This window comes from Sporichthyaceae bacterium, from assembly GCA_036269075.1.
Classification (GTDB): Bacteria; Actinomycetota; Actinomycetes; order Sporichthyales; family Sporichthyaceae; genus DASQPJ01.
The window spans coordinates 1-13,198 of the sequence record DATASX010000010.1 but is presented as its reverse complement, the minus strand read 5'-3'; the positions used below and the strand labels follow the sequence as shown (position 1 = coordinate 13,198).

The 13,198-nt window shown below is 69.0% G+C and carries 18 protein-coding genes; 9 read left to right on the top strand and 9 right to left on the bottom strand.

Annotated elements, in window-relative coordinates:
* On the top strand, nucleotides 1–161 hold a 161-nt coding region (locus tag VHU88_01710; protein ID HEX3610379.1), incomplete at its 5' end, for an integrase core domain-containing protein.
* A 143-nt stretch (nucleotides 162–304) separates the two neighbouring features.
* Here the strand turns inward: VHU88_01710 and VHU88_01705 are convergent.
* Together VHU88_01705 and VHU88_01700 are read right to left on the bottom strand one after the other, a co-directional pair.
* Nucleotides 305–682: a type II toxin-antitoxin system RelE/ParE family toxin gene (locus tag VHU88_01705; protein ID HEX3610378.1), complete on the bottom strand. Its 378-nt coding sequence runs from the start codon at nucleotides 680–682 to the stop codon at nucleotides 305–307.
* On the bottom strand, nucleotides 682–984 hold the full coding sequence (locus tag VHU88_01700) for a hypothetical protein (GenBank protein HEX3610377.1): 303 nt from the start codon (nucleotides 982–984) through the stop codon (nucleotides 682–684). Before VHU88_01700 ends, VHU88_01705 begins: the two co-directional genes overlap by 1 nt.
* Nucleotides 985–1,206: 222 nt before the next feature.
* Here VHU88_01700 and VHU88_01695 point away from each other — a divergent pair, with 222 nt between their 5' ends.
* On the top strand, nucleotides 1,207–2,205 hold the full coding sequence (locus tag VHU88_01695) for a zinc ABC transporter substrate-binding protein (GenBank protein HEX3610376.1): 999 nt from the start codon (nucleotides 1,207–1,209) through the stop codon (nucleotides 2,203–2,205).
* Between the two features lie 96 nt (nucleotides 2,206–2,301).
* On the top strand, nucleotides 2,302–3,393 hold the full coding sequence (locus VHU88_01690; protein HEX3610375.1) for a polysaccharide deacetylase family protein: 1,092 nt from the start codon (nucleotides 2,302–2,304) through the stop codon (nucleotides 3,391–3,393).
* A gap of 14 nt (nucleotides 3,394–3,407) precedes the next feature.
* Here the strand turns inward: VHU88_01690 and VHU88_01685 are convergent, their stop codons facing one another.
* On the bottom strand, nucleotides 3,408–3,629 hold the full coding sequence (locus VHU88_01685) for a hypothetical protein (protein ID HEX3610374.1): 222 nt from the start codon (nucleotides 3,627–3,629) through the stop codon (nucleotides 3,408–3,410).
* 234 nt (nucleotides 3,630–3,863) lie between these two features.
* Between VHU88_01685 and VHU88_01680 the strand changes: the two genes are divergently transcribed.
* Together VHU88_01680 and VHU88_01675 are read left to right on the top strand one after the other, a co-directional pair.
* The gene (locus VHU88_01680) at nucleotides 3,864–4,577 is read left to right on the top strand and encodes a response regulator transcription factor (protein HEX3610373.1); all 714 of its coding nucleotides are present in this window, start codon (nucleotides 3,864–3,866) and stop codon (nucleotides 4,575–4,577) included.
* On the top strand, nucleotides 4,577–6,130 hold the full coding sequence (locus tag VHU88_01675) for a HAMP domain-containing sensor histidine kinase (protein ID HEX3610372.1): 1,554 nt from the start codon (nucleotides 4,577–4,579) through the stop codon (nucleotides 6,128–6,130). The genes VHU88_01680 and VHU88_01675 overlap by 1 nt, the downstream gene beginning before the upstream one ends.
* A gap of 38 nt (nucleotides 6,131–6,168) precedes the next feature.
* On the opposite strand, the gene VHU88_01670 is transcribed toward VHU88_01675, so the two are convergent.
* The 3 genes from VHU88_01670 to VHU88_01660 form a co-directional block, all read right to left on the bottom strand.
* Complete coding sequence (locus VHU88_01670) at nucleotides 6,169–6,330, bottom strand: hypothetical protein (GenBank protein ID HEX3610371.1); 162 nt, start codon at nucleotides 6,328–6,330, stop codon at nucleotides 6,169–6,171.
* Between the two features lie 139 nt (nucleotides 6,331–6,469).
* Nucleotides 6,470–7,117 carry a mechanosensitive ion channel domain-containing protein gene (locus tag VHU88_01665; protein HEX3610370.1) on the bottom strand — a complete coding sequence of 216 codons (648 nt, stop codon included), beginning with the start codon at nucleotides 7,115–7,117 and terminating at the stop codon, nucleotides 6,470–6,472.
* Nucleotides 7,118–7,312: 195 nt separating this feature from the next.
* On the bottom strand, nucleotides 7,313–7,528 hold the full coding sequence (locus VHU88_01660) for a hypothetical protein (GenBank protein HEX3610369.1): 216 nt from the start codon (nucleotides 7,526–7,528) through the stop codon (nucleotides 7,313–7,315).
* 272 nt (nucleotides 7,529–7,800) lie between these two features.
* Here VHU88_01660 and VHU88_01655 point away from each other — a divergent pair, with 272 nt between their 5' ends.
* Nucleotides 7,801–8,754 (top strand): lysylphosphatidylglycerol synthase domain-containing protein, encoded by a 954-nt coding sequence (locus tag VHU88_01655; GenBank protein HEX3610368.1) that lies wholly within the window; start codon nucleotides 7,801–7,803, stop codon nucleotides 8,752–8,754.
* A 225-nt stretch (nucleotides 8,755–8,979) separates the two neighbouring features.
* Nucleotides 8,980–9,321, top strand: a complete 342-nt coding sequence (locus tag VHU88_01650) for a GNAT family N-acetyltransferase (protein ID HEX3610367.1) — start codon at nucleotides 8,980–8,982, stop codon at nucleotides 9,319–9,321.
* Nucleotides 9,322–9,328: 7 nt separating this feature from the next.
* Here the strand turns inward: VHU88_01650 and VHU88_01645 are convergent, their stop codons facing one another.
* Together VHU88_01645 and VHU88_01640 are read right to left on the bottom strand one after the other, a co-directional pair.
* The gene (locus VHU88_01645) at nucleotides 9,329–10,192 is read right to left on the bottom strand and encodes a DUF2182 domain-containing protein (GenBank protein HEX3610366.1); all 864 of its coding nucleotides are present in this window, start codon (nucleotides 10,190–10,192) and stop codon (nucleotides 9,329–9,331) included.
* A complete protein-coding gene (locus VHU88_01640; GenBank protein HEX3610365.1) occupies nucleotides 10,189–10,851 on the bottom strand; it encodes a DUF1326 domain-containing protein in 663 nt (220 codons plus the stop codon). The genes VHU88_01645 and VHU88_01640 overlap by 4 nt, the downstream gene beginning before the upstream one ends.
* Before the next feature lie 148 nt (nucleotides 10,852–10,999).
* Here VHU88_01640 and VHU88_01635 point away from each other — a divergent pair, with 148 nt between their 5' ends.
* On the top strand, nucleotides 11,000–11,743 hold the full coding sequence (locus tag VHU88_01635; GenBank protein ID HEX3610364.1) for a TetR/AcrR family transcriptional regulator: 744 nt from the start codon (nucleotides 11,000–11,002) through the stop codon (nucleotides 11,741–11,743).
* A 224-nt stretch (nucleotides 11,744–11,967) separates the two neighbouring features.
* On the opposite strand, the gene VHU88_01630 is transcribed toward VHU88_01635, so the two are convergent.
* Nucleotides 11,968–12,369, bottom strand: coding sequence for a hypothetical protein (locus VHU88_01630; GenBank protein HEX3610363.1), 402 nt, complete (start codon nucleotides 12,367–12,369; stop codon nucleotides 11,968–11,970).
* On the opposite strand from VHU88_01630, the gene VHU88_01625 reads away from it, so the two are divergent.
* Nucleotides 12,350–13,198, top strand: an 849-nt coding sequence (locus VHU88_01625) for an ABC transporter substrate-binding protein (protein HEX3610362.1), incomplete at its 3' end; no start/stop codon positions are given. The two genes, VHU88_01630 and VHU88_01625, sit on opposite strands and share 20 nt — an antisense overlap.

The following is a 13,198-nucleotide window of genomic DNA, read 5'->3' as shown; positions in this document are numbered from 1 at the left end:
AGACGATCGACGACCTGGAGATCGCGACCCTGACCTGGGTGGACTGGTACAACCACCGCCGCCTCCACAGCTCGATCGGAAACGTCCCACCGGCCGAATTCGAAGCACTCTATTATGCGAATCCCGAATCAAGTAGAATAGTGGAGATGATATCGAACTAGCCTCTAACAAACCCGGGGCGATTCACTGCTTTCGGGGGAGACCTCGAACGTGGGTTCGAATCCCACGCCCTCCGCTCCTGTGATCTCTCGAGAGGTCACACTTTGAAGGCGTAGGCAATTCGAACGTACGACTTTCGTGCGCCTCAGTCCTCGGGTGTGGCGGCGCGACCGCGGAGCATTCGCAGTGCCTGTTCGATGGCCTGGCTCACCGGGTTGTCGCCGAGCGGTTCCAGCCGCGCCAGGGCGCTGTCGTAGCACTCCGCGTCGGCACGACCGGCGATCACCCAGATCACGCAGATGTCCCCGTCCGGTTCGACCCGGTAGACGATCCGGTGACTGCGATCCCCGACCACGAGCTTACGGAATGTCGTCAGGTTGCCGCTCGGTTTGCTGCCCAGCGGAAGGCCTCGGGCCGGGTCCTGCTCAAGCTGAGCGATCTTGGCCAGGACCTTCTTGCGCACGCTGCCGTCGAGACGTTGGAGATCCTCGATGGCGGCATCGATGAACCTGATCCTGGCCATCAGCCGTCGGTCAGGTCCTCACGGGAGAGCCCGAAGTGCTCCAGGACGTCGTCGAGATCAGTGCGATTGCCGTTGTCGGAGGCTGTGCGGGCCAGTGCCAGTGCAACGAGCTCCAGGTCGTCCTGCAGGGACTCCAGCCGCGTCAGCGATTCCAGCCGGTCCATGCTCACCACGGCGACCACGGCCTTGTTGTTGCGCATGAGGACGCGGTCGTGTCCGCTCTCGGCATCCGAGACGAGCTTCGAGATCCCGATCCTGTTGGCATCGGTGACCGAGAGCATGTTGTCCGTGTCGATCAGCATGGGTACCCCCTTCGCCTAGAACCCTACCTAGGATTCCGCCTGGACGGAACGGCTGGTCGAAAACTGCTTTCCGGGGGGAACTCGCTTCGCTCGCCGTGGGGCCGGTGGCGGGCCCGACGCGCTCGCTTCGCTCGCCGCCGTCCGGCTGACCGGTTGCTTGGTGGAAATGGTTTCCATTAGGGTCTTGTTGAAAACCATTTTCAACAACTGGAGGGACCCGTCATGCGCCTCTTGGGCCGAGCCGGTGCGACCACGTCAGTAGTGATCACCGGGCTGCTCGCCGGGTGCTCCGCCGGGAGCGGGACGTCGTCCTCGTCGCCGGCCACACCGGTCGCGGAGATCGGGAGCTCGGCTCCGGCCGCGGCGGCCATGCCGAAGTTCACGGTGGTGGCGGCGGAGAACTTCTGGGGTTCGATCGCGGCCCAGCTCGGCGGGGACCGGGTCGCGGTCAACTCCGTCATCAAGAACCCGGACACCGACCCGCACGACTACGAGGCCACGCCGGCGGACGCCCGCAGCATCGCCGGCGCCCAACTGTTCATCCAGAACGGAATCGGTTACGACACCTCGTGGGCGCCGAAGCTGGTCGAGGCCAACCCGAACTCCGGGCGCGACGTGCTGACCGTCGGGGAGGTCGTCGGGCTGACCGACGGCGACAACCCGCACCAGTGGTACTCGGCCGACAGCGTGCACAAGATGATCGACGCGATCACCGCGGAGTACTCGAAGATCGAACCGGCTGACGCTTCGTACTTCGCCGCGCAGCACGACAATTTCGTGAACACTGCGCTGGCCCGGTACAGCGCACTCGAGTCGGAGATAACGGCGAAGTACGCCGGAACGCCGATCGGGGCATCGGAGTCGATCGTCTCGCCGCTGGCCGACTCGCTCGGCCTGAAGATGCTCACGCCTTATTCGTTCCTGCGGGACATCAGCGAGGGCACGGACCCGACAGTGGCCGACAAGTCCCTGATCGACTCACAGATCCAGAACCACCAGATCAAGGTCTACGTGTACAACACGCAGAACTCCACGCCGGACGTCGCCGCTCAGCTCGCCGCCGCCAAAGCGGCCGGGATCCCGGTCAGCCAGGTGACCGAGACTCTGGCCCCGGCCGAGGCGAGTTTCCAGGACTGGATGGTCGGTGAGCTCGAGGCGCTGGAGGCAGCGCTCGCCGCGGCCGTCGGCCCAGCCGCCACCACCGCGCCCACTCATTCCTGACGATGTCTCAGATTCGGTGAGCCCGCCGCGCCAAGACACCGCAACGAACGGCGCAATCAGCGTGTCACGGGGATTGCCCAGGCTTACCGTTCGCACATGGAGCAGGAGCGTGGCGGGCTGTCCCGTCGTGAGTTGATGTTGGGTGCCGCCGGCCTGGCAGCCGCCGGTGGGCTCGCCGGTTGCGGCGCGCAGAAGGGCGTGGCCTCGGCGCAAGCGGCGCCGGCCGCCCCGGCGGCGTCGGCCACACCGAGCGCGGCCTCGGTCGCGGCGGCCGCGCCGAGCCCGGCGGCTTCGGTCGATCCGGCCTCGGTGAAGGCCAATGAGCTCGGGATGATCCCGGTGATGATGTTCCACCGGCTGACGAACAACATCCAGGGTGACTACGACACCACCCCGGCCGACTTCCGCAAGCGGCTGCAGACGATGTTCCAGGCCGGGTTCCGCCCGGTCCGAACCATCGACCTCGTCAACGGCCACTTCGACATGCCCGCCGGTTACACCCCGGCCGTCATGAGTTTCGACGACGGTTACTCCGAGCAGTTCGCGATGGACACCGGCGGCAACATCGACCCGAACTCCGCGGTCGGCATCATGCTCGACGTCTGCAAGCAGTTCCCGGACTGCAAGCCGGCCGGGTCGCTGAACATCAACAAGGACCCGTTCGCGATCACCGACCCGGCCGCGCAGAAAGCCGCGCTGGCCAAGCTGAACTCGCTGGGCTTCGAGATCGGCAACCACACGTTCAACCACGACAACCTGGGCAAGTTGTCGAACATCAGCGTCGAGCAGGACTTCATCCAACTGCAGCAGATGATCAGCTCCGCCGACCCGACGATCAGCGTCCGCACGATGGCGCTGCCGTTCGGCGTCAAGCCGCAGGACATCGCGCTGGCCCACGCCGGCAGCTGGAACGGTCAGGACTACACCTTCGACGGTGTCCTGCTGGTCGGCGCCAACCCTGCGCCCTCGCCGTTCGCCACCGCGTTCAACCCGCTGGCGATCCCGCGGATCCGCAACGCCACCGGCCACGGCGACACCGACTACTGCGCGACCTACTGGATGAACTACTTCACCGCGCACCCCGAGGCCCGCTACATCACAGCCGGCAACCCGGGCCATGTGACGGTGCCCAAGACCGCGGCGGCCAAGGTCGCCCCGGCCTACCGCGACAAGCTGATCACCTACTGAGCAGTACTTCTCGCTCAGTCGTTGCGGACCGCCGCGCCCTGCGCCGCCCGGGGCTTCGGTACGACCACGCCGAGCGGGCTCGCCGGGGTCTTCGACTCCCACTTCGACAGCGCCCGGGCCGATGCCTGGACCTCGGCCAGATGGCGCAGCAACGCGGCCTGCACCTGCGGCTCGCAGGATGCCGCCGCCAGGTGGGCGCGGTCGCTCCGGCTCGGTACGGTCTCGAAGTTGTTCATCGCTGGTTCCCCTCCGTGGCTTCCTCCGGCGGCGCCGGCTGTTCGAGACTGCCCACGCAGGCTGGGGAGATCCGCCGGGGAAGCCGGCAATTCTCTGGGAGCAGGGCGAGGAGTCCGGGTCTGGGCCGGAAAAGCCGTTTTGCCGTACGGGCAAGACTTTCTGCCACCTGTGCGTGAAGGCGCGAGTCGGTCAAGGCGCCGTCGATGTCGGGTGCCGGATGGGAACCTGGACGGGTGAATCCGTCACAACGCGGTGGTCTCGCTCGGCTGTTGGTCGTCGACGACGAGCCCAACATCCGCGAGCTGCTCGCGGCGAGTCTGCGATACGCCGGTTTCGACGTGTCCACGGCACCCAACGGCATCGAGGCGCTGCGCTGCGCCGCCACCGACCGGCCGGATCTGCTGGTCCTCGACGTGATGATGCCCGGGCTCGACGGTTTCGAGGTCGTCACCCGACTGCGCCGCGACGGAGTCGACGCGCCGGTGCTGTTCCTGACCGCGAAGGACGCGGTCGCCGACAAGGTCGCGGGACTCGCGGTCGGCGGCGACGACTACGTCACCAAGCCGTTCTCGCTCGAGGAAGTCGTCGCGCGCATCCAAGCGTTGCTGCGCCGGACCGGCCAGGTCGCCACAGAACGTGCGGAGCGGATCGTGTTCGCCGACATCGAGATGGACGACGAGGCGCACGAGGTCTGGAAGGCCGGCGAGCTGGTCCCGCTGTCGCCGACGGAGTACAAGCTGCTGCGGATGTTCCTGCAGAATCCCGGCCGGGTGCTGTCCAAGGCGCAGATCCTGGAATCGGTCTGGCAGTACGACTTCGGTGGCGAGGCCAACGTCGTCGAGTCCTACATCTCCTACCTGCGGCGCAAGGTCGACGCCGGCGGCGAGCCGCGGCTGATCCAGACTGTGCGCGGCGTCGGCTACGTGCTGCGCCGGCCGCGGTCCTGATGCTGCGCGGCAGGCCGCTGCGGATCCGGCTGACTGCCGCGATCCTGCTGCTCGTCTCCTGCGCGTTGGCGATCAGCGGGGTGGTCGCCTCGCACGAGCTGAGCGGCTACCTGATGGACCGGCTGGACAACCAGTTGGAGCAGGCACAGGCAACGCTTCCGCACGACGCCTGCACGGCGGCCTCGTCGTCCTCCAACGGCCGGCGCGACAACAGTTCTTCTTCGAACAACGACAATTCCTCGTCCGACGACGTCGAACCCGACCAGTTCTACATCGCCTGGTACGACGAGAACGGCGTCGACCTGCGGTGCTCCCAACTCGCCGAGGACTCCACCGCAGTGCCGCAACTGCTGCACGTCAGCGAGAGCTGGGCCCGGGACGTCGACGGCGACGAGTTCACCGCTGCCTCCACGCAGGGCGCGACCTCCTGGCGGGTGCTGGTGACCCACACCTCCGACGGCGACTTCAGCATCGTCGCCACTCCCACCTCCGACGTGAGCAGCACGATGGACCGGCTGACGACCCTGGAGCTCATCGCCGGCGGCAGCCTGGTGCTGGTGCTCGGCCTGATGGGTTATCTGTTGGTCCGGCAGTCGCTGCGGTCGCTGGTGGCCGTCGAGAAGACCGCTGTCGCGATCGCGGGCGGTGACCTGAGCAGTCGGGTCGGCAACCGCTATCCGCGCACCGAGGTCGGGAAGCTGACCACGGTGCTGAACGACATGCTCGATCGGGTCGAGGCCTCGTTCGAGCGCCAGCGGGAACTGCAGGCCGCGGCGGAGTCCGCGGAGCAGGAGGCCCGGGCCTCGGAAGAACGGATGCGCCGGTTCGTCGCCGACGCCAGCCACGAGCTGCGCACCCCGCTGACCTCGATCCGCGGATTCGCGGAGCTGTACCGGCAGGGCGCGGTCGACGGGCCCGAGGTGGCGCGGGTGATGGACCGGATCGAGAGCGAGGCCGCCCGGATGGGCCTGCTGGTCGACGACCTGCTGCTGCTCGCCCGGCTGGACCAGGAACGCCCGCTGGTGCTCAGCCCGGTCGACCTGCTGCTGGTCGCGGCCGACGTGGTCCATGACGCCCGGGCCGGATCCCCGGAGCACCCGACCGACCTCGAGGTCACCGGGCCCCCGCCGATCGTGCTGGGCGACGAGTCCCGGCTGCGGCAGGTGCTGCACAACCTGGTCAGCAACGCGGCGCGGCACACCCCGCGCGGCACGCCCATCGTCGTGCGGGTCGGTGTCCGCGAGTCCGTCGCGGTCGTCGAGGTGGTCGACCGTGGCCCGGGCCTGCCGGAGTTCGCCCGGCACCGGATCTTCGAGCGCTTCTACCGGACCGACACCGCGCGCGACCGCGACAGCGGCGGGGCGGGCCTGGGGCTTTCGATCGTGGCGGCGCTGGTCGCGGCGCACGCCGGTGCGGTCGACGTCCTGGACACCCCGGGTGGGGGCGCGACGTTCCGGGTTCGGATCCCGCTGCTCGCGCCGGTGGGCGAGGTACCGCGGCCACGTGCGGTGGAGGACCTGGGCGTGGCTGACGATCCGTCAGTTATGAGCTGAAGCTGAAGTTGCACGTGCTCGATCCGACGTCCAACCGCTCAGACGCCGGCGTGGTCCTCGGCCGGCTCCTTGCGGGGGCGAGCCCGCGGGTGCGGCGCGAACCGCCGAGACTGCCGCACCTCGCTCAGCAGTTGCGCGCTGATCACCAGCGCACCACCCGCCAACGTCACCAGAACCATCCACCCGATAGCAGCGGTCATCGCGAGTTCCGTCCTCACAGTGCCGTCCCGACGCGGCGGCGTCGGAGTCACTGCGAGTCTCGCGCCCCAATCGTGTGGAGATCGTGTGATGGATCCGGCGGGACATGGCTCCGGCTCAAGCGTCCGCCACCGGGAAGGGCTACCGGCCCGGGCGGCGTAGGGCACCAGCCGCCGGATCGGGCTGTGGGCCGACGCCGGCGGCCAGCATCAGGTTGTTCGGGACCGACAGCACCCCGTCCGCGGTGTCCAGGGTGACGTAGGTGAGGCCCATCGCGATCACTCGCCCGAGCAGTTCCCCGCCGAGCGAACCGGACCGGATGCGGATCGCGTCCCCGACGTTGAACGGCCGCGCCAGCAGCAGGACCAGCCCGGCGAAGACGTTGCCCAGGGCCTGCTGGGCGGCGATGCCCAGGATCACCCCGGTGAGCGCCCCGCCCAGCAGCAGGTGCTGGATCGGCACCGACAGCAGTCCGAGCGTGGCCAGCAGGACGATCGTGAAGCCGCTCAGGTTGACCAGCATCCGCATCACCGAGGCGTGCGAGGCGCCGACCCGGGGCGCCAGGATGCGGTTCATCTCATTACCCGCGTGCCGGACGGCGATCGTGGACAGCGCCAGGAACAGCGCCGCCCCGACCAGGCAGATCACCCGCGGCCCGGGCCGGGCGTCGTGGATGTCTCCGAGGCTGGCGGTGGCGCCGAGATCGACCACGGCCGACAGTCCGGCAACCGCCGAGACCCGGAAGTCCGCGGTGACCGTGGCCGTTGTCCGGGGTCCGGACCGGAACATCCCCACGCGGTCAGACGGTAGGGCTCCGCTGTACCGCAGATCCACCCGGGTCGCCGTCGGTGCTGTCGCGGCCCCGGGCCGGCGACCGGCGCAGCACCTCGTCGACTCGGTGATCCGCAATCCGAGCGGCTCGACCGCAGTCGGTGCGGCGGTACTGGTCTGCGACGTGTGTCTGCGCGAGATCTGACCGGGGCGTCAGCCCACCGGAACGTCGGTACTGCTGCGCTGCTGCGGCGGAGTGCCGAGCAGCGGCCGGCCCGGCACGGCGCGGGCGGCGGCCCGTCGGCGGCGCCCGCAGGCGGCCAGTCGGCGGTAGTCGACCACCACGATCGTCAGCGCGAGGATCACCATCGCGATCGTCCAGATGTTCATCTGTTCCCCCGGTGCGACGAGTGCGGGACGGTCACCCATCCGGGCCGGGCCCACCCGGGCCGGATCCCCCAAGATCACTGTGACCTGATGTGACTAGTGTTGCGACTGTTAACTTTTGGGACTGTCTCGTCCGGGCAAGATCATCGCCGGCTCCGTCAAATCCCTCCCGGGCCCGACCGGCGCGGACAGCGGGGTCGGGACCGGAGTGAGTGTTGGCCGACCCGACGCCGAAACGCCCCCGACGATTCGCCGACGGCGGGGTGCCGCTCGGCTTTCCTGACTGCGGGGTCGGCGGCGTGGAGGGGGCGGCAATGGCCTCGGTGGCTGTGCAGGGCGGTGGTCGGATCGGAACCCGGTTGCGCACGGGGGCAACCGTTTCCGTGGCCGTCGCGGTCGGGGCGTTGGTGATCGCGCAACGCGGGGTCCTGCTGGCCGGACTGGCCCGGTTGGGACAGGCCGACCCGCGCTGGCTGGCGCCGGCGATGGCTTCCGCGGGGCTCCTCTGGGTCGCCTCAGCGCTGACCCAGGCGGGGGCGACCGGTCCCGCGCTGCCGTTTCGCCGACTGTACGCGGTGCAGGGGGCGGCGTTGTTCGCCGACCACTTCCTGCGCGCCGGAACCGGCGGGTTCATGGTCAACGTACGGTTCCTGCGCAATCACGGCCTGTCGGGTCCGGAAGCGGCGACCTCGGTGATCATCCGCAGCGTCGCCGGGTGGGTGATCCGAGTACTGCTGCTGGTGGTCCTGCTTGCCGGGCACCCGCAGGACCTGCTGCCGGGCGGACCTGGGCTGCACGACGCGTCGATGGCGGAGCTGGTCGCCGCTGCGGCGGTGGTGGTGGCCGCGGCGGTGGCCCTGTTGGCTCGGTACCGGTCCCGCCTGCCGGTTTGGTGGGCCGATCTGCGCGAGGGACTGGCAGTCCTCCGGGCCCCGAGACGCGCGGCTGCACTGTGGGCGGGTGCTGTGATCGCGCCGCTGCTGCACGCCCTGGTGCTGCTCACGGTCGCCGAGGCGATGTCGGTCCACCTCTCCTGGGCGCATGCGATGGTGCTCTACCTGGCCGCCTCGACGTTGACCGGCGCGCTGCCGGTGCCCGGCGCGGTCGGGGCCATGGAGGTCGTGCTGGTGGCCGCGCTGGTGGCCGCAGGGGTGCCGGGTGCGGCGGCCGCGGGCACCACCGTCGCCTACCGGATGCTCACCGTCTGGCTGCCCCTGCTGCCTGCCGGGGTGCTGCTGGCACTGCTGGTCCGCCGCCACGTCGTCTGAGCCGTGTTGCCTGCAGGCCGGGCCCAAACCGTCTAAGTTTCTCCAGTTACGCATTGCGGCCTTTCGGGGCCGGACGGGAGGGGACATGCACGTCGCCGGTTGGTTCCACCACTTCTGGCACCTGGGCTCGCAGGGGCACCACAAGCACTGCATACCCTGGCGCTGGCACCCGGGTAGCAAGTGGCATCACTTCTGCCCGTGGTGACCCCGGATCCGGAGGTCCTGATGACCGCTCGACCCACCACGGACGAGGCGGTCTTCGATGTACCGGAGCAGTCGCGTTACGAGTTGCGGCTGGACGGGGAACTGGTCGGGCTGTGCGACTACGCTCCCCGGCGCGGCCGGTTGGTCTTCCCGCACGTCGAGACCCGACCGGAGTTCGAGGGCCGCGGGTTGGCCACCCGGCTGGTCCGGGCCGCGCTGCTGGACGTCCGCGCCCGGGGCGCTCGGATCGAGCCGCAGTGCCCGTTCGTCGTCGCGTTCCTGCGCTCCAACCCAGACTTCGCCGACGTGGTGTTCGTCGAACAACCCGAACCGCTGCTGGAGGGTCAACAACGAGTGCAGTGACCCGCCGTCACATGCCCGGCATGTGGTGGTGTGGCAGCGACCCCGGCAACAACGCCGGATGCACCAGCACGGTCAGGCCGAAGGCGATCAACGCGACGCCCGCGACCCGGCGCAGCACGTCGGCTCCCGGCAACACCTTCTCCGTGTAGATGAACGCGGTCACCCCGGCCAACGCGGCGATGTTCATCATGCCCAGCGGGAACATCAGCGCCATCAATGCCCAGCAGCATCCGGCGCACTCCCACCCGTGGCGCACCCCCATGCGCACCGCGCCGCCGCGGCCGTCGCGCCAGTGCTGCATGACGAACGAAAGCGGTGAGCGGCATTCGGTCAGGCACCGGTCCTTGAGCCCGGAGAACTCGTAGGCCCCGGCCACCACGATCAGCGCCCCGCCGAGTCGGGCGGCGTTGTCGGCGACCGCCGAGAAGCGCCCGGCCAGGTCCTCGGCTCCCACGGCCAACGCGTAGGCCACGACGCCGAGCCCGGTCCACACCAGCAGGTACCCGGCAACGAACCACCAGACGGTCACGGCCCGCCCGCCCGCGGTGCGCTTGTTCGCCCCGATGCGGGCGAACATCAACACCATCGGCGCGGTGGCCGGGAACATCGTCGCGATCATCATCGCGACCCAGACGGCCAGGAACAGCGGCGTCGACAGTCCCATCGTGGGCGTCGGGTGGTGCCGCCCGGAATGGCCCTGCGCGATCACGTAAGCCCATGAGCCGACCGTCAGCGCGACCAGCCCGACCCAGATCCCCGCACGGGCGCGGGACATCGGGGTTGCCCGGACCTGTTCCCACCGCGTCCGCAGACCACCCTGCGGCCGGTGCGGGTGCCCGGCCCGCACGGGCGGCGGTGCGGTCGTGGTCATGCCTCGGGGCCGGACCAGGAGAACGGGATGTGCTTGCTGGAGGTCTTGATCTTGTCGAGCTTGAAGTCGCCGAACAGGTTCGGGTCGGACTGCGCCATCTGGCCGACGCCCCACGTGGCGACCAGGTTCTCGCCCGGGCCGACCTCGGAGCCGGGCGGGTTGAGCAGTTGCACGCGCTTGTTCGGGTCGGCCGTCGGGCCGGTCAGCGCCACCGCGGACGCGGTCACCTTGCCGGAGGCCTCGACGCTCCAGGTCGACAGGTCCTCGGCGACCTCCATGCGGATCGGGACGACCTCGACGCCCCGGAAGTCGCCGATCATCTGGGCGAACGCCCCCGGCCAGCCGCCGCCGGCACCGCCCCAGATCGCCTGGATGGCCTGCAGTTGGGCCTCGTTCGCCCGGTCGTCCACGAGCAGGCCGACGGTGCACTTGGTCTCGCCGGCCCACAGGTCGCCCTCGAACCGGATGATCGCGACCACGTTCAGCCCGGCCATGTCGGTGTCGCCGAACGTGCCCTCGTTGATCCGGTAGGCCAGCACGCCCTGGCACTTGTTGTCGGTCGGCGCCTGGGCGAACTCGCACGGGCACGCGATGTTGCAGCTGCACACGTCGAACCAGTCGCCCTTGATCGACCAGGTCGGGACGGCAGTGGTGGTCATGGTCTGCAAGCTCCTTCGCTTGTCGGCCGCGCGGGGACTCTGCGCGGCACCGTCAACATAGGCCCGGGGGGTACCCGCGGGGAATAGCGTGCGCCGCTCTTCTTGTGAGCAGTGCTCTCGCACCGCCGGTGCTGCATACTGCCGACCCATGGACACCGCGTCGGTCGAATCGGGGCCCGTGCCCCGGCGCGCCCGGCTGCACCTCCAGACCCGCGACGAGATCAAGACGCTGGCCCGCGAGCAGCTGTACACCGAGGGGATCGGTGCGCTCTCGCTGCGCGCAGTCGCACGCGGGATGGGCATGGCATCCTCCGCGGTCTACCGCTACTTCGGCAGCCGCGAGGACCTGATCACGGCGCTTTGTGCCGACGCCTACAACTCGATGGGCGAGGCGATGGAGGCGGCAGTGGCCGGGGTCGGGCGGGCCGGCCCGGCTCGGCGCTGGTGGGCGATGTCGCACGGGATGCGGATCTGGGCGCTGGAGCGGACCAGCGAGTTCGGGCTGATCTGGGGCGCCCCGGTGCCCGGGCACCGGGCCGACGTCAGCGACACCGGACCGGGCTCGGTGCGGGTGATGACACTGCCGCTACGGATCTACGCGGACGCCGTGGCCGACGGGGCGGCGGACGCGGACCGCGCGGTGGGCCCGGCCGATCCGGCCGTCGGGCCGATGCTGCGGTACTTCCTGGACCGGACCGATCCGCCGTGTCCGCCTCGGCTGGCGAGCCTGGCGCTGAACCAGATGGCTTGTTCCCTCGGCGTCATTGCGCTGGAGGCGTTCGGCGCCCTGCCGACGTTGGTGGTCGACCCCGACGCTTTCTACGGCGCTCACGTCCGGGCCGGGATGGTCGGTCTGGGATTCGCGAGAACCTCGGTCGCGCGCCTTTCCTGAATTCGTCCAACGGACCGGGATTCATGAATCTTTCAAGATTGCCATCATGAAGTATTCGTGAAGATTGGAACGTTCCGACCCCATTCCGCGTCGGTGGTTTTCCCAGCTATTTATCAGGGAATGCCAAGTTTATCCTGCGAGCACGACCCGGTCCCGGGGTCCGACAGGGCCCGCAGGTGAACCGTCCCGGCGCCTTTCCAGGCATACATTTGATTAGGGAGTTCTCACATGACACGTGCCGTGTCGAAGTTCGCCAAGGCGATCCCCGTGGTCGCCGCGTCAGCAATGGTGCTGGCGGCGTGCGGAAGCAGCGGCGGCGGAGCCAACGTCGCGCAGCAGGCGAGCAATCCTGCGGCCGCGGCGCCTGCTCCGTCGGCTGCGCAAGCCCCGTCCCAGGCGGCCGCACCTGCTTCGAGCGGGTCGCCCGCCAAGAGCAGGCCGTCGGCCAAGACCAGCCCGTCGTCCTCGACGAAGACCGCGGCCTCCGCACCGGCGCTGGGTGCGAGCAAGTCCGGCAGCACCTCGAAGGCCTCGAGCAGCAAGTCCTCGTCCACCGCAAGCGCCACCACCGGCGGCTCGAAGTCCGCGTCGGCCTCGGCGGACGCGGTGAAGAGCGGCGGCGTCACCAGCGGCCAGAAGGCGACCAAGGTGAAGTCGGACGAGTCGTCGTCGCAGAAGCAGCAGGATCAGCAGATCTACAACCAGAAGAACGGTGCGACCGACGTCGGCATCACGAAAGACACCATCAAGCTGGGCTCGGTGAACATGCACGGCATGGCGCTGGGCAATGTCCTGGTGACCCCACAGGTCCACGGCGACATGGCCGCGATCCAGGCCATCAACGACCGCGGCGGCGTGCTCGGTCGGCGGATGAGCCTGAGCGACTGCGACGACGGCCCGGGTGAGGTCGCCCGTGCGAAAGCCTGCATCAAGAAGTTGGTCGGTTCCGACCAGGTCTTCGCGCTCATCACCGGTGTGGACTGGGCGACGGCCTCGATCCACGACGACCTGAAGCAGTACCACCTGCCCTACGTCGGGGCCTGGGCCTACTCCCAGACGGAGTGGCAGGACCCGTTCATGTTCCCGACCCACATGTCGATGATTCACGAGGCGATGGCCGGTGCGCACTGGGCGGCCAACACGATCAAGCCCAAGACCTACGGGCTGATCTGTCTGACCAGCCCGGAGATGCAGCTGGCCTGCAACCAGGTGAAGCAGATCATGGACGCCTCGGGTTCGAAGCTGGTGAAGCGTGCTGACGTCTCCATCTCGGAGACCTCGATGTCGGCCTACGTGCTGGCGATGCGTGCGGCGGCCCCGGAGCACATCATCCACTACGTGATCAACCCGGCCACGATGGCGAAGTTCATGGTCGAGGCCGCGCAGCAGGGTTACTACCCGCCCAAGGGCATCTCGGGTAACCACCTGGCTGCCGAGGTGCTGGGTTCGATCTTC